Here is an 18,853-nt window from a genome sequence, read left to right as displayed (position 1 = left end):
CATATTGTGGGTATTTATTTTATCATGTGTTTATAAGTGTGCGCTTCGCTATTTTTACCGGTTAAATTATTGCTCGTCAATTCATACAAAAACATAAAGTATAAAAGCATTTTTGGCGAGGTAAATAATTCTTGTTGCACTTTAATTGCTTTGGCAATTTGTATCTGCATTTGACGGGAGGAAGCTTTTACAATAGAATAATGTTTGTGCCGCATACTGTTATGCAGCACAAGTGTGCGACGCAAGTAAAGCCTGATTATGCCATATAGCCTGGCTAAAAAATGGCTTACTTAATTTCTTTATCGATTCGCTTGGTACCGCTGTACATTTCGTATTCCAACAGCCGGCAATCGATGGTTGCATTAAAATATTCTATGCGCCTGCTGGGTTTAAGTCGAATTTTTTTTGCCAGTTCCAGGTTACCCGTAAAAATATAACCGGTATACCCCATACATTTATTTTTGAGAAAATCGCCCATACGGGCATAGGTCATTTCCAGTTCGCTAATATCGCCCAAGCGTTCGCCATATTCCGGGTTAAACATTACTACGCCACCTGCCTGCGGCGGCACATTAGTAAGTTCAAAATCGCATACTTCAAATTGTATCAAATGCGCCACACCCGCTACCTCGGCATTTATTTTTGAAACTTTAATAGCTTCTGCACTTAAATCGGACGCAATTATAGTTAGCCCTGGCACCTCCTTAATTTGTTGTGTCAATACAGCTTTACGGTTTTCATACATGGCCGGCTGGTAGCCTGTAATATGCATAAAGGCATAATTATTTCGTAATAAACCCGGTACCCGGTTAGTGGCTATTAATGCAGCTTCTATGGCTAATGTGCCAGAACCACACATGGGATTAATAAATGGCGATTGCCGGTTCCATTTTGTGGCTAAAATAGTAGAAGCGGCCAGCACTTCCAGCATGGGGGCTTTACCCGGCAATTTGCGATAGCCATGTTTGGCCAGCGTTTCGCCAGAGGTATCCAAAAATATTTCTGCTTCTTCATTTTTCCAGAAAAGATATACTACTGCACCTGACAATGCAGCACCTGTTGAAGGGCGGGTATTTACCTGGTTACGCATACGGTCTACAATGGCATCTTTTACCCGCAAATTGGCAAATAATTCGGTACGAATGGTGGGATGATACACATTACTGGTTACGGAAAAATATCCCTCAGGGGCTATTATGGTTTCCCAGGGAAGGCTTACCAGATTATTATACAATTCATCGGGGTTATTGCAGGTAAAGCTTTTTAATGCATACATTACCTGACTGGCGCAACGTAATTGCAGGTTAAGTGTTATACAATCTTCTACCGTTCCAAATAATTCAACACCGGTAGGGAATGCCCTCACAATGGCAAAACCAAGTGCTTTTACTTCAGTTTGCAAAGTAGGACTAAGCCATTTATGGCAGGTAATAATTATACGGCGTTGTGTGGTAAAAACTTGCATGCCGCAAACTTAGCTTTTATTAGCTGTAAATTTTTGATATTATACCGGCAAACAACCCGGGCCAATGGGGTCGAAAGTTTTATAGGTCAAAATAAACTCCTGATGCCCCAGCGATTCAGAGCAGGTTTTTTCTCCGCCAGCAACTGCTTGTATTAAGGTAAAAATCTCATTACCTACATCATCCAGACTAGCTTTATTAAATAAGATTTTACCTGCATCAATATCCATATCATCCTGCATGCGTTCATAGGTTTCGGGGTTGGCGCATATCTTTATTACAGGTGCAATTGCCGAGCCAACTACAGAACCGCGACCAGTAGTAAATAATATCATGTGCGAACCACTGGCTATCATTTCTACAATTTCTGCATTATCACTAATATTAGGGAATCCAAACCTTGGTTCGCCATCAGGTACTACATCCATCAGGTATAAACCCGGTTTATTGGGAATATCACCAGGCTTAATTAAGCCTGAAATGGGTGAGTTACCACTTTTACAATAAGCCCCCATGGACTTTTCTTCAATTGTAGTTAAGCCCCCATCTGCATTGCCTGGTGCAAAACTGCCATGGCCCATAATGGTATAATATTTAGCCGCTTTCTCAACTGATTTTCGTAGTTCTTCGCTAAGTGCAGGCGTAATGGCCCGTTGGCTCATGATGGCTTCTAAACCAATCATTTCACCGGTTTCTTCAAAAATGGCAATACCATTATTAGCTACCAGTGTATCAAAAGCTTTACCTACTGCAGGGTTGGCGGTTATGCCACTGGTAGCATCGCTGCCGCCACAAACGGTGCCTACAATTAAATCGCTCACCTGCAGGTTAACTACTTCTACATTTGCAATGGTTTGCATGGCTTCTTCTACCCAGGCTATTCCTTCGGCAATGGCTTTGCGGGTGCCACCTTTTTGCTGTATGCCTACCAAATGCGCAGGCCGGCCAGATGCAGCAACATTTTCCAGCAAACGGTTACGGTTAAAACTTTCGCAGCCCAATGATACCAGTAAAGCGCCGCCTACATTGGGGTGCGTGCATAGAGCATTCATCATTCTATCGGCATAGGCATTGGGATAACAGCCTGGAAAACCAATAAGATGTACTTGCTGCCCTCTAAAATGACTGCTAATTTCTCTGGCCACATGATGGGCACATTCTACCAGATAGGCCACCACAATTACATTTCTTATGCCTTTACGACCATCTTTACGCAGATAGCCTTTTAACTGACTATTATTTTGCATGAATAAATTCTTTAGCTAAGGTATAGGTTGCTATATAATCGCTTTTCATATTATGCAGATGCACATGATCGCCGGGATGTAACTGATTTAGTGCAGAACCAATGGGAACCCCATATTTATAAATTATGGCACCAGCTGCTATACTGGTTGATGCAATTTTATGCCCAAGACCTATTGTTTTATCAAAAACTATTGCAATACCATTTATCGTTTCCTCATCTCCCGGCAATATGGTTTGCCGCACTATCAACACATTATCGTTTGGATGTATCTGTATCAGCTTACTCATAAGCTATTAGTAAATTAATTTATTAACTACTTCTTTTTCTAAAGATAAAACTATTCATCATGTTATAAATCACATTGATAAAGTAGCCGGATAATAATTGTTTTTGTATTGATAATGGGTAAATTTTTACTATATGTATGCCTTAAATGGTACATAATAATAAAAATTTTACTGATTGGCTTTTAAGCTTTTGCTATAATTTGGTAGCCAGCTGTTGATTACAAATTTTACTTTACTTGCCACGCTCGGTTCAGGGTTCTGTTATCATGGCAGCTATAATGTAAAGCAGGTTCGCACCAAAGAGTTGGCAATGTGTACCCGCAATAAAAAACTAAATGTTATTTCCCAATCTGCTTTATGCACCATTTAACTGCAGATGTATATTCCAACCGTACAAGAGTGCGACGCAAGTAAAGCCCCATGCTTTGTTCTTTTGCCGGGCTACAAATACTTGTAAACAATATAAAAGCATAAAAAAGCCCTCCCCTTGCGGAGAAGGCTTAGCTTTAATTTGCTCTAGGTTATTGCTTTACAGTTGTGCTTTGAGTAGCCAGAATATCGTTCACAATATTTACGGTTTCGTTAATATAAATATCGCCCTGAACACTTTTTAACCATTGCTGGTAGCGTTCGCCTTTGGGTTTATCGGGATTATGATAAAACTTATTATTATCAGCAGCAGCAGGTTGCATATCTATGGGCTTTTTAAGTTTTGATACCGCTTCATCCTGATTAACCGTTGATTTTATTAAAGCCTGCTGCTTTTTATAGGCTGTAATGTTAAGGTTGTATTCCCTTTCTATATTATTACTTAGCCAGTTGGTATTGTTTTTAATAATGCCAAAGGAGGTATTGCTTTTTATACGGTCATCTGCTTTTACTTTTATCTCAGCCAGGTTTACTGCATTGGCAGGATATTCATATTTAGCCTGAGGAATCTGATCCCAACTTAAAGCAGATGGATTGTCTTTTTCACGAAACTTGAGGTATTCATAGGTATCGGGCAAAATAATATCGGGTGTAACACCATTTAATTGTGTAGAGCCACCATTAATACGGTAGAATTTCTCGAAAGTAAGTTTTAGCGCACCAAATTCGGTTTGTCCACTAAATACATCCAGTGGTTTACCCAATGGCAATTGTTTTTGCACGGTGCCTTTGCCGTAAGTAGAGGTACTACCTACAATTACACCCCTTTTATAATCCTGTATGGCTGCAGCAAATATTTCAGAGGCAGAAGCACTTAATTCGTTTACCATAACGGTTAATGGACCATCATATAATACAGAAGGATCCGTATCGCTAAGGGTAGCTGGTTTTCCATCCCTGTCTTTTACCTGTACTACCGGGCCGCTTTTTATAAATAAGCCTACCATTTGTACAACTTCGTATAAAGAGCCACCGCCATTGTTTCTAAGATCTAGAATAATACCGGCAACATTTTCACTTTTTAGTTTTTTTATTTCGGCCGCAACATCTGCTGAGCAGCGATTACCATCTGCCCTTTCAAAGTCGGCATAAAACTCTGGCAGAAAAATATAGCCAATTTTTTTATCGCCATCGTTAATTACGGCACTGCGTGCAAAAGTTTCATCCTGCACAATTTCGTCTCTTATTATGGTAACTACTTCCATCGTACCATCCCCCTTTTTAAAGGTAATTCTCACTTCAGAGCCTTTGGTACCACGTATCAGTTTTACAGCATCAGTAACAGCGTAACCGGTAACATCAACAGGTGTAGCACTGCCTTGTGCCACTTTTACTATAATATCGTTTACCTGCACTTTCTGGCTTTTCCAGGCAGGGCTACCGGTAATAAGGCTGGCTATTTTAATATTACCATCTTCTTCTTTTAACTGCGCACCAATGCCATAAAAACGGCCACTCATTTCTTCATCAAAAGCTCTTTTTTCTACCGGGGCGAAATACGCGGTATGCGGATCCATCAAATCTGTAATGGTATTTACAAAAGTGCTGAACTGCATATTATCGTCAAATACCAGTTTAAGGCGGTTATAGTTACGATCCAGTGCTGCAAGCACTTTTGTTCTGGCTTGCTGCTCCAGCTCAGCATCAGTTTTGTCTACCGAAGTGTCTTTACCATTGCTTTTTTCGCGTTGTTGCTGTAAGTCAATAAAGCGTTCCAATGTCATAAACTTGGTACGTTTACGCCATAGTTCTTTACGGGCAGCTTCATTGGCGGCATAATCAAGTTTATCGCCATCCAGCTGTGCAACTTCCTGCACATTAAAATCAAAAGGCTGCGCTAATACTTCTTTATAGATGCTCATTGCATCAACAATCCGTTTAAGATAAATACCACCAACCGTTGGGTAAAACTGTATAGCAGCATTGCCCTTTATTTCATCATCAATGGTAGTTTGAAATTTTGAAAAGGCAGTAATATCGGCCTGTAAAAACAGGTTTTTATCAGGGTCCAGATCATCAATATATTTTTTAAATACGGCTTTTGAAAAAGCATCGTCAATGGCTTTAGGGCTATAATGCTTTGCTTCCAGTATATTCCCTATGGCACTTAATAATTTTTGCTGTTTGGCATATTCATCGGTATCACTGTTTGTAACGGCAGTATCCGTTCCTCTAAAAGCCCAGAATGCAGCACCAAATAACACAATCAGCACAACAGGCCATACTTCGCGTTTCATCATAAATTGTAAAATTTTAAAAGGCATATCTCAAAAATATATGAAATAACTGTGTTTAATAAACCGCAGATATATATTAACAAAGGTTTTCTACTAACGGTTTTGCGTAAAATAAAAATAAGCAGCAATTGTTATAATTAGGTTTTATTTTTTAAACCCTGGCAATTTCTTCAATAAAGCTATTTGTTAAAGCCGGCAGGCACTTATTTCATTATGCTTGTAAAACCCTTACCCACATTTGGTTGTAGCGCTATTGTGGAAAGAAATACCCAAACAATTACAATAATGTTTTGGTGGGTTAATGTATTTTTTTATTTTTGCCGCCTCATTCGGCAAAACCGTTTGATACGGAGGCTATAGCTCAGTCGGTTAGAGCGTCAGTTTGTGGCACTGAAGGCCGTGGGTTCGAGACCCATTAGCCTCCCCAATAAAACCTTGCAAGTGTAGTAGCCTGCAGGGTTTTTTTATTGTTCTTATTAATAAGCAATGCATTTTGGGCGTTACCCTTCGGGTCGGGCTTTTCACTGCAAGTCCTCGCCCAGCCTTTGGCGTGGCTGCGGGCTTTCCGTTACAATCCCTAACGCTTTGCATAAAAACAGTACTGCAGTACTGATAAACAATATATATGAGCCCTTTACTTTTTATATTACCTGTTTCTACTGCCATTGGCTGCTGGCTTATTTGTAAGCTTTGTATTTGGTTTTTGTATAAACCAGTACAACCCATCCATTTTTTAGGCTTCACCATTCAGGGCATTATTCCAGGTATGCAGCAGCAAATGGCCACACAATTAGCCCATACAATTGCTACCGCATTTAACAACAGCCCAATTCTACAGAAAAAACTTACCAGCCCGCAAACACTGGAAAAAGCAATGCCACTGATAGAAAAACACATTGATGATTTTCTGCATATCAAACTAAAAGAGGCCATTCCTGTTATAAGCATGTTTGTTGGCGATAGTATTTTGACACAGCTTAGGGCATTATTTCTGGAGGAGTTAAAAACGCTTTTCCCCACCGTAATGGCTGCCTTTATTGAAAATATACAACAACAACATGATATAGAAGCTGAAATTGCCGGCAGATTAATAGCAATTCCGACGGAAGACATTAGCAATTGGGTACAGCAACAATTTGGCAGACACTTTAACAAATTAGCACTGTTGTTTTTTACAGGCGGTTTGGTACTTGGCTTTATTGAGTATTTATTTGTTGTTGCTTTGGCTGTTTAGCTGCCACAAAGGGTGAACCCTGAACCGAGCGTGGCAAGCAAAGCAGTATTAGTAAACAAAAGCCGGCTAACAAAGAGAAGATATATGTCGCCACATTTTTTGGATTGGTATATTTTGTTCCATCTGGCGCCTTAACCCATTTTAATTTTACATTTTAAATTACCGAAATGAAAAACATATACATATTACTCGCAGTGTTTCTTAACAGCACACTTGCTATTGCACAAATGCCAGGTGGCAATTTTAGTAAAGCCGGCGGACAAAATTTAAACATGGGCCATTTTTATGGCAAAATTGTAGACAGTAAAACAAATAAAGGTGTTGAAGGTGCCACCGTACAACTTACTACAACAAAATTTGACACCCTAACCAAAAAAGTAAAACCATTTATTGCCGCCACCATACTTACCGCCAATAACGGTGATTTTAGCGCAGACAACCTGCCTGTTATGGGTAATTATAAATTGCGCATAACAAATATTGGCTATAAGGACAAGGATACCACCATATCATTTGGGTTAAAAATGGGTGGCGGACAAGGCACTGCAGCAGGTAACCAAAGCGACAGAATGCAGCAGATGATGAACATGATTGACAAAGATTTAGGCAATATAAAAATAGAACAAAGCGAAAATACCCTGGCTGGGGTTACTGTTACATCTGCCCCAAAACCATTTTTTGAAATGGGCGTTGACCGTAAAATTTTTAATGTGGACAAGAATATTGTGAGTACCGGACAAACAGCTACTGAGCTGATGAAACAAATACCATCGCTAAATGTAGATATTGATGGTAATGTAACCTTGCGTAATGCAGCCCCCACCCTTTTCGTAGATGGCAGGCCTACTACCCTAACGCTTGACCAGATACCAGCTGACATTATTGATAAAGTTGAATTGATTACCAACCCATCTGCCAAATACGATGCATCGGGTGGTAATGCAGGTATTTTAAATATTGTTCTAAAGAAAAACAAGAAAACAGGTTACAATGGCGGTATAAGAATGGGTGTTGATTCAAGGGGTAAAATAAATACCGGGGTGGATATTAATGTGCGGCAGAATAAAATCAATTTTTTCCTGAGCGGTAACTATAACCAGCGAAAATCGCTCTCCACCTCTGAAATAAACAGGCAAAACTTTATAAGTCCCAGCAGTAATATTATTCAAACCAGCGATGCTACCAGCGAAGGGTATTTTGGTTTCTTCCGTGGTGGACTTGATTATTTTGTTGACAACAGAAATACCATTACGGTGGCGGCCAGCTACAACCGGGGCCAGTTTAATACAGATGAAACACAATTAATAGATTCCACGGTAAATGAGGTATTTCAAACCAAAAGTGAGCGTTTGGCTACCAGTGTTAGAAACTTTAGAAACCTTGGCTCTCAGCTTAGTTTTAAACACAATTTTGCTAAAAACGGTCACGATATATCGGCTGATGTAAATTATAATTACAGCAAAAACGATAATTATGGCACTTACAATACGGATTATTTTACTGAGCAAAACAGTTCAAAATATCCATCGCTTTTGCAACAGAGCATAGGTTCGGGTTATAATAAGTTTTTAACAATACAAACCGACTATGAAAACCCGATTAATGATAACTCAAAATTAGAATTGGGTGCCAGGGCTGCTTTGAGAAAATTTGAAAACATCAACGATCAATATGTGTATAGCTATTCTACCGGTGATTATGTTTTATTACCTACCATAAGCAGTAAATATAAATTTACTGATCAGGTGTTTGCAGCCTATGGAACATATAGCATCAAAACCAAAAAAATGAGCTATCAGTTTGGTTTAAGGGCCGAAAGCTCTAATTATGATGGCACGCTGTTAGGTAAGGATTCCTCTTTTAAAGTCTCTTTTCCTTTAAGCCTTTTCCCCAGCACCTTTATTACTTACAAAATTGATGATAAGCAAGACCTTCAGGTAAATTATTCCCGCAGAATTAACAGGCCTAACTTTTTCCAATTATTACCATTTATAGATAATAGCGATCCATTAAATATCAGCGTAGGTAACCCCGGTTTAAAGCCAGAATTTACCAATGCCTTTGAGTTAAACTATAACAACGCCTATAAAAAAGGTGCAAATTTTCTGGTATCGGCTTATTATAAACGCACTACCAACCTGATTACCAATTTTATTTACCGCGACGAAAACCCAGATACATCCATTAACAAATCAGACAGTGTGTATTTTGTAACCTATATTAATGCCCAAAGCAGCCGTTCTTTTGGATTGGAGTTTACCAATAAAATTACGCTGGCTAAAATGTGGGATCTTACCGTAAACCTTAACCTGTTTAATGCCAAAATAAATGGTGGCGATGCGCAAAACCAAATATCATCCGAACGCTGGAGCTGGTTTACCAAAATAAACAACAACTTTAAGTTGCCTAAAAATTATTCCATTCAATTATCAGGCGATTATCAGGCTAAAACGGTATTGCCTACCAATTCCGGCGGCGGCCGTGGTGGTATGGGTGGCGGTTTCTTTGGAGGCTCTATCAACTCTGCACAAGGCTATATTAACCCCCGTTACAGTTTTGATATTGCTGTAAAAAAAGACTGGACCTGGAAAAACGGACAAAGTGCCTCACTTACACTTAGCATGAACGACTTTTTAAGAACACAAATTTCCAGCAGTTATTCTGAGTCTGACTTTTTTACACAAACCAGCAAAAGAAGAAGAGATCCACAGGTATTAAGGCTCAACTTCAACTACCGTTTTGGCAAGTTCGATGCCAGCTTATTTAAACGCAAAAGCACTAAATCTGATGCCAGCGGCGCAGCAGATATGATGCAATAACATATAAACACATTAAAAAGGCCGCAATTTTCATTGCGGCCTTTTTTGTATCTATTATTTTGTTTGCGGCTTTATAAATTTTAAAGAGCGTTTATCTTTTTTTATAGCCAAAATTTATACCGGCACTTATTAAAAAATTCCGGTTCTGAATTTTTAGCGCTTCCTGTGGGGCAATATCGCTTATGCCATATTCGTACATGGCCGCAACGGTAAAGCGTGATGAAAGTGTACACATCAGCCCGGTTTTCAGACCCAGGTCAAACTGAATAAAATCATCTGAGGTGGATGTACCAAAATTAAACCTGGTATTGGTACTTGTGCCATTCGTTAACTTCAGCTGTTGCTCGCCATTTAATGCGTAGGCTAAATAAGGTCCAACACAAAAATCAACAAAGCTGCCTTTTCTTCTGTTTTTACCAAAGCCAATACTGGCCAATGCATCTCCTTGTAAATAAGTAATTCTGTTATCGGCTTGTAATTGGCCCTGGCCAGATAGATTTTTATTAATAGCTCCCTTTTGTGTATAATTCATAGCCAAATGAACACCCAGGCTCATAGTGTTGTTAGCACCGGGCTCATCAGAATATACGGATAACATCAGGGCACCAGAAAATCCCGGATAAGCATCCCGGGAATCAGATGTTCCGTTTAATGCATAGGTATATTTAGGCATAGAAAAACCACCCAATAACCTAAAAGTTGCAGCGCTAACCTGTGCCCGGGCAATATTTGCTGCACATAACACCAATAAAAACATCAACAATTTTCTCATAAATTATTTTTTATAAAAGAACATTGTTTAGCATTCTATGGCAATACCATTTACAGGGTATTTGTATCGGAGTAAAACAATCGCATTAATTTGTAGCAATCTATTCTGCCGTACAAGAGTGCGACGCAAGTAAAGCCAAATCTGTATTCAACAGCCGGGCTAACAAATTGTATTTACATGCTATTGTGTAACCTTAATTAAGTAAAAACAAAAGCTACATTTGCAGTAACTGTAATTTTAGCAGCCATTATGGGCCCAGCCCAGGTACAAGTAGCAGCAACACTTGCGTCGCACTCTTGTACGGTTGCTAATGCTATGCAGCAGATAAATAAACACAAGTTATGCAGGCATATATTGTAGATGGAATAAGAACAGCAATTGGCAGTTTTGGCGGCAGTTTATCTACCGTTAGGGCCGATGATTTGGCGGCATTGGCCATTCAGCAACTGGCTGCCAAACAACCCAATATTCCATTAGATAAAATAGACGATGTAATACTGGGCTGTGTAAACCAGGCCGGCGACGATAACCGCAATGTGGCACGCATGTCGTTGCTGCTGGCTGGCTTGCCCTACACCGTGCCCGGCGAAACGGTAAACCGTTTATGCGCATCGGGTATGTCGGCAGTAATACAGGCGGCAAGGGCTATACAATGTAATGATGCTGATATTATTATGGCCGGTGGTGTAGAAAACATGACCCGAGGGCCCTGGGTAATGTCAAAAGCCAGTAAGGCATTTGGTAACGATACACAACTGTTCGACAGTAGCTTTGGCTGGCGTTTTGTAAATCCATTAATGCATAGCCTGTATGGCACCGATGCCATGGGTGTAACTGCAGAAAACTTGGCTGAGATGTATAATATCAGCCGTACAGATCAGGACCAATTTGCCTTTAACAGCCAGATGAAAGCCGCTGCCGCACAGGCCGCTGGCAGATTTGCCATGGAAATTACTCCTGTAGAAATTTTAAAAAGCAAATCAGAAAAAAGCCTGTTTGTGCAGGATGAGTTTATAAAACCTGCCACCAATGTGCAACAACTGGCTCAGTTAAAAGCTGCATTTAAAAAAGAAAATGGCACTGTTACAGCCGGCAACTCCTCTGGCCTTAACGATGGTGCAGCTGCTGTTTATATAGCATCTGAACAGGCTTTACATGATTATCAGCTTAAGCCTCTGGCAAGAATTGTATCATCGGCGGTGGTGGGTGTAGAACCAAGAATAATGGGTATTGGGCCGGTTACAGGCACACAAAAAGCGCTTGCAAAAGCCGCACTTACCTTGGATGATATGGATATTATTGAATTAAACGAAGCGTTTGCGGCGCAGTCGCTGGCATGCATCAGGGCATTTGAACTGGCAGATGATGATAACAGAATTAATCCCAATGGTGGTGCTATTGCACTTGGCCATCCTTTGGGAATGACGGGTGCCCGCCTAATTTATACGGCTGCACTGGAATTACAGCAACAGCAAAAAAAATATGCTTTGGCAACTATGTGTATTGGGGTGGGACAAGGGTATGCCGTTATTTTAGAAAGGGTATAAAACAGCAGGAATGTACTATATAATTAGAGCAACCATGGCTTTATGGCTACTAAGATAAAGAAGATTTATCCCTTGTTTGACAGGTCATTTTATTCATTGCCAATTCTTTTGAAACAATGTGGCAAAAGGCATTTTTACAACGCAAAAACGTATTGTGAAATATTCTATACCCGAACCTGATTATTATTGTATTTTTCTGTATCTTTCCCAACTTTATCAGATATAATTATATTCTTAAGTATGGCGAATAAGTTTAAAACGGGAGATGTGATTACCTTAAAAACCGGAAGTCATACAATGACAGTAAAAGGAAATGCTTTTAAAAGAAGTGCCGGCATCAATGAATCAATACCAGACAGATATGAATGTGTTTGGTATGATGGCAAAAAACAACAAACTGCCGTTTTTCAGGAAGACTTACTTAAATTAGCACAATAATTTTTCTGATAAGATTGCATTAAATCCAATTCTAATTCTATATGACAGATTCAGAAAAAGCAGAAATCGTTGCCCGTGCAAAACCAATGCGCCTGCTTATCAGTAAACTAGGTTTAACCGGCGTGGAAGTAAAAGAGCGTAATAAAATCCTCAATAAACACAAGGCTTTTGTTTACCGTAACTATGATGGAGGATTTAGATCAGCCAATGTATACCAGTTAGGCAATGAGTACTTTTGTAGTTTATACAAACCACCATCCGGCCGATAATAGGGTATGTTTTGTAGATTTGTATTAATTTTTACCGTACCATACCGCCGTACCAATTACAATCCTTGGCAACTTAGTACCGAAGTGCCAGTTTCAATTTTTGCGATATAGGCTTTTAACTGTTGCTGCATGGTATTCTTGTAAGCAATAGTGGTATTGGCAATTAATGCATCCACTGCATCTTCGGCCACCAGGTTAATGGTGCAACCACCAAAACCGGCACCCATCATACGGGCACCAATTACGGCCGGGTTATCTTTTACGACATTTACCAAAAAGTCAAGCTCAGGGCAGCTTACTTCATATAATTTACTCAATCCTTCGTGAGTTTCAAACATACGCTGGCCAAAAGCCTGCATATTCATAGCTTCAAGGTCCTGACAGGCATTTAACAGTCGCTCATTTTCCTCGACCACATATTTACAACGTTGGTACACCAATGCATCTTTGGGTAAAACATGGGCATCCAACATGGCTAATGTTGCATCCCTTAAGCTTTTCACCTGTGGTTCATGTTCCTGCATCCAGGCTACACCTTGTTCGCATTGCAGTCGGCGTTCGTTATAAGCCGAAGAACCCAGCGAGTGTTTTACCTGTGTATCCAGCAATACTATTTTAATGCCATCCATGGCAAAAGGTTCGTATACATATTCCAGGGAGCGGCAATCCAGTTTTATAACATGGTTTCTTTTGCCAAATACACTGGCAAACTGATCCATAATGCCACATTGTACACCGGCAAATTCATGCTCGGCTTTTTGGGCCATTTTAACCAGTGTTAACTTATCTAACCCTACTTTAAAATGTTTATCCAACGCCATACCCATGGCACATTCTACTGCGGCTGAAGAAGACAAACCAGCCCCAATAGGAATATCAGCCGTTAAAGCAGCATCAAAACCACCCATTACCACACCGGCATTTTTAAATTGCAGTACAATACCCAGCATATAATTGGGCCAGGAGGCCTTGGTAGATTTTTCAATATTATCTATATGGGTGGTATAGCTATCATTTAAATCAATAGAAAACAGGTGAATGGCTTTATCGGTACGGGGTGTTAGGGCAATATAAGCCGCTTTATCAATTGCAGCAGGTAAAACATAGCCATTATTATAGTCAGTATGTTCGCCAATCAGGTTAATACGGCCTGGCGATCTTGTAATTACAGTGGAGGGCAACCTATATGCATTAAGTACTTCCGGAATGCTGAAGTCTTCAGAGGCAACAAATGCTGGCATAATAAAGATGGCTGTTTAAATGGTTATTGCTCGCTATAGAAAAAGGTACCAAGTGCAAATAAATATCATTTAGACAATAATTCGGGGTATAAGCATTCAAAATAAAATTAATTTTAAAAATACCCCCTTCAAAATGCAGGCTGGTTTGTGTTTCGTAGTAGGTATGTTGACCCCAGCTATCCTACCAATGGCATCGCCGCTTGCGTCGCACACTTGTACGGTTGGATGGTGCCATGGGCTTTTAGCAAGGCAGGGATGGAATTGGGGGGTGTTGGCAAAGGGACAAATAGCGGCGGAGGACTTTATTTTGGCTAAAGCCAATGCAATTCTAATTTTTTACTCAGTTTGCAAAAGCCAAATGCAATGATAACTGATGCATATTTTGACTAAAACTAAAAATTGATAAATGAAGAAATATTGCCTCAATTAATTTCTATCCGGAAATAAAATTTATTGCCGTCAGCTTTAGCTGACTGGAAATGAATTGGGAAAAATTGACAAATGGCTTTATCCCAAAAAGTTAAAAATCATAGGAAAAAGCTGGGATTAGAAAAGAAGTAAGTTTTCATGCATTACGCAATTTTTTTGCGATTTATTTGTTGGAAAAAGGTATTTCTGTTATTTACATACATGACATGTTGGGCCATTTTAGCATTATTACCACAGAAATGTATTTGCATGTGGCTAAAATGCAATTGGTAAATATTACAAGCCCTTTTGATGACTTATGGAAGAAAGGGAATATTAATGGTAAAAAAAAATTGAGGCACTATCTAGTTGAAAAAACGCACAATAAAAGTATTGATTATCAATAACATTTTTTCGGAAAAGCTTTTAGTTCGTCTATTTTTGAGTTATCTACAACTCAATTAGCGACCCGTTTCCATAACCAAGCATCCAATTCTACGCCAACTCTACTCATTATTTTGAAGTCACATCATGTTGAAAACTTTCGTGGACAATATTTGTCCATTAAAAAATAGTTATTTAGCTTTGTACAAAATTAGTCCAAGATGGCGACGAATAAAATTAGCGTAACGACATTGGGAGAAAAGCTTAGAGTTCTTCGTGAGGAGGCGGAACTTTCCTTGAGAGAAGTTGCAAGCGAAATTGGAATCGACACTTCACTCTTAGCAAAGATTGAACGTAACGAAAGACAAGCAACAAAAGAACAAATAAAACAAATGGCTTTATTCTTCAAGGTAAGTGAAAGGCAACTTGTGAAAGAATTTTTAAGCGACCAATTCGCTTACAAAATGATTGAAGAAGAAGCCGACCTTGACACTTTAAAAGTTGCAGAAGCAAAAGTTGAATATTACAAAACCAAATATAAAAAATGAGGGAAGAAGAAATAAATCAACTAAGTTTTTTTGACACGAAAGTTAACAAAAACAGCTACAAAGAAATTTGCTCGAAAATTTCCGACGAGGAAAGCTTGTCACCAGACGACTTTGGAAAAGCAATCAAAAAATGGGCAACAAAAAATCTTGATAAATCAATCAACATTGTTGCTTTGTTTTCAGGTGCAGGTGGTCTTGACATTGGCTTTTCCGACACGGGTTTTTCTTTAGTTGAATCAGTAGAACTTGAAGAAAAGTTTGTGCAAACAATGATGCACAACCAAATGATAGGAAAATATTTTGCTGATGCAAATATTACATGCAAGGATATTAGACAATACGAACCAAATATCGCTACTCCTATTGATTTTATTATTGGAGGGCCCCCTTGCCAATCTTTTTCAGCAGCAGGACGAAGAGCAGCAGGAGTAGCAGGAACAAAAGATAATAGAGGAAATTTATTTGAAGAGTATGTAAGAGTTTTAGAAAAACTAAAACCTAAAGGGTTTCTTTTTGAAAATGTCTACGGATTGCTTGGAGCAGAAAAAGGGGAATCTATAAAAAAGATTGTAGCAGCATTTAAAGAAATTGGTTACAACATTTCATATCGTATTTTGGATGCAGCGGACTATGGAGTACCCCAACATCGTGAAAGAATTATTCTCGTAGGTTCAAAAGGAAATCTTTTCAAATTTCCAAAACCAACACATGGTCCAGATTCGCATGACGAGTTTCCTCACTACTCCGCACATCAAGCAATCTTAAATGTTGACAAGCCTGACAACGACAAACTTCCTTTAATCAATGGTAGGTTCGGACATTTACTTGAGGAAGTTCCCACTGGACTGAATTACAGTTTCTTCACTGAAAAAATGGGTCATCCAAACCCAATCTTTGCATGGCGGTCAAAGTTCTCTGACTTTCTTTACAAAGCTGACCCGATAAAGCCAATAAGAACTTTAAAAGCTTCAGGGGGGCAATATACTGGACCTTTTCATTGGGAGAACAGGCATTTCACAATTGAAGAATTGAAACGGCTACAAACATTTCCTGATGACTACAAAATACTTGGTAATAGAGCTATTGCTAGTAAACAAATCGGAAATTCAGTTCCACCACAATTTGCAAGAATGTTAGCGTTGAGTGTTCTGAATCAGTTTTTCAATGTTAATTTACCATTTGAGTTTAACTACTTAGAAGAAGTTGAAAAGCTTTCCTTCAGAAAATTGAAAAGTGAAAAAACAGACCACTATTTTCAGAAAGCAGCTGCTGCAATAGACAGCCGGAAAGAGAATCCCAAAAAAGAAATTGTAAATAAAATTTATAAAGTTGAGTTGACAAATAACTTCAAAATAAAAAGCAACCCGAAATCAGAAGTCGAAGTAAGGTTTAAAGCAGCAAATAAAAAGTGGAATTTTGAACTGAACAGAAATGAAAATGCAAAGGAGCTTTATAGAATTGAATTAAGAAAAATTAAGAATTCACCTTTATTTCTTTCAGTCAATGAAGTTCAATTAATTTCAAATAGTAGCATTTTAACCGACTATACTGTTCTTTGGAAAGTGTTTGAGCAAGCATTAGCAGAGAATCATATTAAAGCTGACTTAATTCAGCTTTTCGGTTATTACCAATACTCAAATGATATTGTATTTTCATTTACAAAAGCTGAAAACGAAATTACGGGGAATGTTTGGAAAGTGCTTGAACTCATCCTTGCCGACAATTCAATCGGACAGATTAAAAACATAAATCAATTTGCGACAAGCTATGATATCAGTAAAAGTAATTTACTAACATGTTTTTATGAATTGCGTAAAATTGGATTTGAAATTAGAAATAGCAATACGAACCCAGAAATTTCTGAAAACGAATATTTAATCCCTTATCGATTTCCATCTCTGAATCATTTTAGCGTTCAACTTAAAAAATCATTACAAGCACATGGATAAAGAACAAAAAAAAGAACCAGTTTTATACATCTATTCAGACAGAAGTATTTTAGTAAACGAGGATGGCATGGAATACCAATTTCCAGAAGGCAAAACTTCTGATGAGGCAAAAAAGCGGCTTGCTGTAATCAAGAAGGCATTAGAAGATGGGTTTCTTGAAAACATAATTACCGAATGCAAAGACCCAAAAGTAATAATAGAGGAAATAAACCCAGAACAAATAGCTGTAATTGAATCGCTAGTTAATTCCGTAACAAGTGAAGTTGGAAGAGCAATAGTTGGCTTAACTATTTTACAATTGACTGTAAAATCAATTATTCCCAACCAATCAATTAGATTACACAAAGGAAGTACAGGCGCCGATTTTTCATGGAAGGAAGGAGTGCCTATGAGAGTTCTTGATAAAAATTATATTACTCCAGTTTTGAGGAAACACAACCTTTTAAAGTTGAATGCTGATGGATTTATGATGACGAGAAGTTTAGCGGAGAATTATCCTTATTCAAAACTGTACAAAGCTGCTATTCGAGGTGCTAGACAGGAATGGTTGGAAATTACTGATTCAGTTGAAACGGGAAAGCTTGATGCAGTAAATGCATTGAAACAGCTTGTAATTTTTCTAAACAATAAATCAGAAGCTTTTCTTAAACTCACAGACAAAACCCTGGAAACTCTAAAAGTATTTTTGGAAAAGAAACCATCTTTCAAAAATTGTTATTTGACCATTACAAAGTTCATTGAGAGTTCGACATATTCGGCTAGAATGTTTGAAGTTGCAATGCACTCGCTATTTCAAGTTTTGGAAGAAGAAAAATGTTTAAGTGGCTTTCTCAAACCTCTTTCACAAATGCGTTCTGCGAACAAGAAACACGGTAATATTGGTGACATTGAACTTACTGCTACACATGGAAATATGGATATAATAGAGTCGTGGGATGCAAAATATGGCAAGACATATTTAAGAGATGAATTGGAAGAACTAAATGACAAATTAAAAACACACCCTCAAACTGCTCTTGTTGGATTCGTTACAGACCAGAAGCCAAATCTTAAACCCGAAATTCAAAGCCGCCTTGAAGAACTTAAGCTAATTCACGAAACCGAAATTCAAATACTTGAATTTGGAGAGTGGGTTGATTATGAGATTAAGAATTATGCACTCGACCCAGACAAAGTTGGTGAAAGGTGGATGATTGCAATTGCTGAATCGATTTGTCAATTAAGAAGAGACATCGCACCAATTGACGAACCGACTACAGAATGGGTTGAGACGTTTGCAAAATGTATCACTTAAAGGAGTCGCTATAGAAGAGCAGCAGATAATAGGAGGTTTGGCGAATAGTGGAGCGTGACGGAACTCATATTGCAACTTCAGTACGAGTCAAATCTTGAGAGTTAACTGAACTTCAACCTCCTCGTTTTACTATTTTGCTGCATACAATACCAGCGCATTTCGGCTTTGTTGTCTGTTTTTAGGCCTGCGGTATTGCCTGGTTTACCTTTACAATAATGCGTCTATAGCGATTTGTTCATTTGCCATAGTTAACGCAATCAAGGTAATAACATCCAACGCACAGCA

The 18,853-nt window shown here is 38.7% G+C and carries 15 protein-coding genes and 1 tRNA gene; 10 read left to right on the top strand and 6 right to left on the bottom strand.

Annotated features, from left to right (window positions below):
• Positions 1-286 precede the first annotated feature (286 nt).
• The 4 genes from GD597_RS19650 to GD597_RS19635 all read right to left on the bottom strand — a co-directional run bounded on the left by GD597_RS19650 (position 287) and on the right by GD597_RS19635 (position 5,668).
• Positions 287-1,465, bottom strand: coding sequence for a THUMP domain-containing class I SAM-dependent RNA methyltransferase (locus GD597_RS19650; RefSeq protein WP_171609619.1), 1,179 nt, complete (start codon positions 1,463-1,465; stop codon positions 287-289).
• A 39-nt stretch (positions 1,466-1,504) separates the two neighbouring features.
• Entirely contained in the window at positions 1,505-2,710 is a 1,206-nt protein-coding gene (locus GD597_RS19645; RefSeq protein WP_171609618.1) for a UxaA family hydrolase, read from the bottom strand.
• Complete coding sequence (locus GD597_RS19640; RefSeq protein ID WP_171609617.1) at positions 2,700-2,999, bottom strand: UxaA family hydrolase; 300 nt, start codon at positions 2,997-2,999, stop codon at positions 2,700-2,702. The genes GD597_RS19645 and GD597_RS19640 overlap by 11 nt, the downstream gene beginning before the upstream one ends.
• Positions 3,000-3,520: 521 nt before the next feature.
• Positions 3,521-5,668 (bottom strand): carboxy terminal-processing peptidase, encoded by a 2,148-nt coding sequence (locus tag GD597_RS19635; protein ID WP_171609616.1) that lies wholly within the window; start codon positions 5,666-5,668, stop codon positions 3,521-3,523.
• A 347-nt stretch (positions 5,669-6,015) separates the two neighbouring features.
• Between GD597_RS19635 and GD597_RS19630 the strand changes: the two genes are divergently transcribed.
• The 3 genes from GD597_RS19630 (at position 6,016) to GD597_RS19620 (ending at position 9,718) form a co-directional block, all read left to right on the top strand.
• A tRNA-His gene (locus tag GD597_RS19630) sits at positions 6,016-6,092 on the top strand.
• 198 nt (positions 6,093-6,290) lie between these two features.
• Positions 6,291-6,899, top strand: a complete 609-nt coding sequence (locus GD597_RS19625; protein ID WP_171609615.1) for a hypothetical protein — start codon at positions 6,291-6,293, stop codon at positions 6,897-6,899.
• 167 nt (positions 6,900-7,066) lie between these two features.
• Entirely contained in the window at positions 7,067-9,718 is a 2,652-nt protein-coding gene (locus GD597_RS19620) for a TonB-dependent receptor domain-containing protein (protein ID WP_171609614.1), read from the top strand.
• Positions 9,719-9,809: 91 nt separating this feature from the next.
• On the opposite strand, the gene GD597_RS19615 is transcribed toward GD597_RS19620, so the two are convergent.
• Positions 9,810-10,490, bottom strand: coding sequence for an outer membrane beta-barrel protein (locus GD597_RS19615; protein WP_171609613.1), 681 nt, complete (start codon positions 10,488-10,490; stop codon positions 9,810-9,812).
• Between the two features lie 341 nt (positions 10,491-10,831).
• Here GD597_RS19615 and GD597_RS19610 point away from each other — a divergent pair, with 341 nt between their 5' ends.
• The 3 genes from GD597_RS19610 (at position 10,832) to GD597_RS19600 (ending at position 12,744) form a co-directional block, all read left to right on the top strand.
• The gene (locus GD597_RS19610) at positions 10,832-12,037 is read left to right on the top strand and encodes an acetyl-CoA C-acyltransferase (RefSeq protein ID WP_171609612.1); all 1,206 of its coding nucleotides are present in this window, start codon (positions 10,832-10,834) and stop codon (positions 12,035-12,037) included.
• A 240-nt stretch (positions 12,038-12,277) separates the two neighbouring features.
• Complete coding sequence (locus tag GD597_RS19605; protein WP_171609611.1) at positions 12,278-12,475, top strand: YodC family protein; 198 nt, start codon at positions 12,278-12,280, stop codon at positions 12,473-12,475.
• Positions 12,476-12,516: 41 nt separating this feature from the next.
• A complete protein-coding gene (locus tag GD597_RS19600) occupies positions 12,517-12,744 on the top strand; it encodes a hypothetical protein (RefSeq protein ID WP_171609610.1) in 228 nt (75 codons plus the stop codon).
• A 56-nt stretch (positions 12,745-12,800) separates the two neighbouring features.
• Here GD597_RS19600 and galK read toward each other — a convergent pair whose 3' ends face one another.
• Positions 12,801-13,985: a galactokinase gene (galK, locus tag GD597_RS19595; RefSeq protein ID WP_171609609.1), complete on the bottom strand. Its 1,185-nt coding sequence runs from the start codon at positions 13,983-13,985 to the stop codon at positions 12,801-12,803.
• A gap of 545 nt (positions 13,986-14,530) precedes the next feature.
• Between galK and GD597_RS22230 the strand changes: the two genes are divergently transcribed.
• From GD597_RS22230 to GD597_RS19575, 4 genes are all read left to right on the top strand, one after another.
• Positions 14,531-14,800: a tyrosine-type recombinase/integrase gene (locus GD597_RS22230; RefSeq protein WP_171609637.1), complete on the top strand. Its 270-nt coding sequence runs from the start codon at positions 14,531-14,533 to the stop codon at positions 14,798-14,800.
• A gap of 198 nt (positions 14,801-14,998) precedes the next feature.
• On the top strand, positions 14,999-15,325 hold the full coding sequence (locus GD597_RS19585; protein WP_171609608.1) for a helix-turn-helix domain-containing protein: 327 nt from the start codon (positions 14,999-15,001) through the stop codon (positions 15,323-15,325).
• On the top strand, positions 15,322-17,274 hold the full coding sequence (locus GD597_RS19580) for a DNA cytosine methyltransferase (protein WP_171609607.1): 1,953 nt from the start codon (positions 15,322-15,324) through the stop codon (positions 17,272-17,274). Before GD597_RS19585 ends, GD597_RS19580 begins: the two co-directional genes overlap by 4 nt.
• A complete protein-coding gene (locus tag GD597_RS19575) occupies positions 17,267-18,568 on the top strand; it encodes a hypothetical protein (RefSeq protein ID WP_171609606.1) in 1,302 nt (433 codons plus the stop codon). Before GD597_RS19580 ends, GD597_RS19575 begins: the two co-directional genes overlap by 8 nt.
• Positions 18,569-18,853: the final 285 nt, after the last annotated feature.

Origin of the sequence: Limnovirga soli (assembly GCF_013106755.1) — a bacterium.
Classification (GTDB): domain Bacteria; phylum Bacteroidota; class Bacteroidia; order Chitinophagales; family Chitinophagaceae; genus Limnovirga; species Limnovirga soli.
The sequence above is the reverse complement of the archived record's forward strand: the minus strand, read 5'-3'. Positions and strand labels throughout refer to the sequence as shown.

Coding starts and splice junctions, on each gene's coding strand:
- GD597_RS19645 (WP_171609618.1), bottom strand. CDS start 2,710: ATGCAAAATAATAGTCAGTTAAAAGGCTATCTGCGTAAAGATGGTCGT.
- galK (WP_171609609.1), bottom strand. CDS start 13,985: ATGCCAGCATTTGTTGCCTCTGAAGACTTCAGCATTCCGGAAGTACTT.
- GD597_RS19605 (WP_171609611.1), top strand. CDS start 12,278: ATGGCGAATAAGTTTAAAACGGGAGATGTGATTACCTTAAAAACCGGA.
- GD597_RS19615 (WP_171609613.1), bottom strand. CDS start 10,490: ATGAGAAAATTGTTGATGTTTTTATTGGTGTTATGTGCAGCAAATATT.
- GD597_RS19640 (WP_171609617.1), bottom strand. CDS start 2,999: ATGAGTAAGCTGATACAGATACATCCAAACGATAATGTGTTGATAGTG.
- GD597_RS19585 (WP_171609608.1), top strand. CDS start 14,999: ATGGCGACGAATAAAATTAGCGTAACGACATTGGGAGAAAAGCTTAGA.
- GD597_RS19635 (WP_171609616.1), bottom strand. CDS start 5,668: ATGATGAAACGCGAAGTATGGCCTGTTGTGCTGATTGTGTTATTTGGT.
- GD597_RS19620 (WP_171609614.1), top strand. CDS start 7,067: ATGAAAAACATATACATATTACTCGCAGTGTTTCTTAACAGCACACTT.
- GD597_RS19575 (WP_171609606.1), top strand. CDS start 17,267: ATGGATAAAGAACAAAAAAAAGAACCAGTTTTATACATCTATTCAGAC.
- GD597_RS19600 (WP_171609610.1), top strand. CDS start 12,517: ATGACAGATTCAGAAAAAGCAGAAATCGTTGCCCGTGCAAAACCAATG.
- GD597_RS19650 (WP_171609619.1), bottom strand. CDS start 1,465: ATGCAAGTTTTTACCACACAACGCCGTATAATTATTACCTGCCATAAA.
- GD597_RS19580 (WP_171609607.1), top strand. CDS start 15,322: ATGAGGGAAGAAGAAATAAATCAACTAAGTTTTTTTGACACGAAAGTT.
- GD597_RS19625 (WP_171609615.1), top strand. CDS start 6,291: ATGAGCCCTTTACTTTTTATATTACCTGTTTCTACTGCCATTGGCTGC.
- GD597_RS19610 (WP_171609612.1), top strand. CDS start 10,832: ATGCAGGCATATATTGTAGATGGAATAAGAACAGCAATTGGCAGTTTT.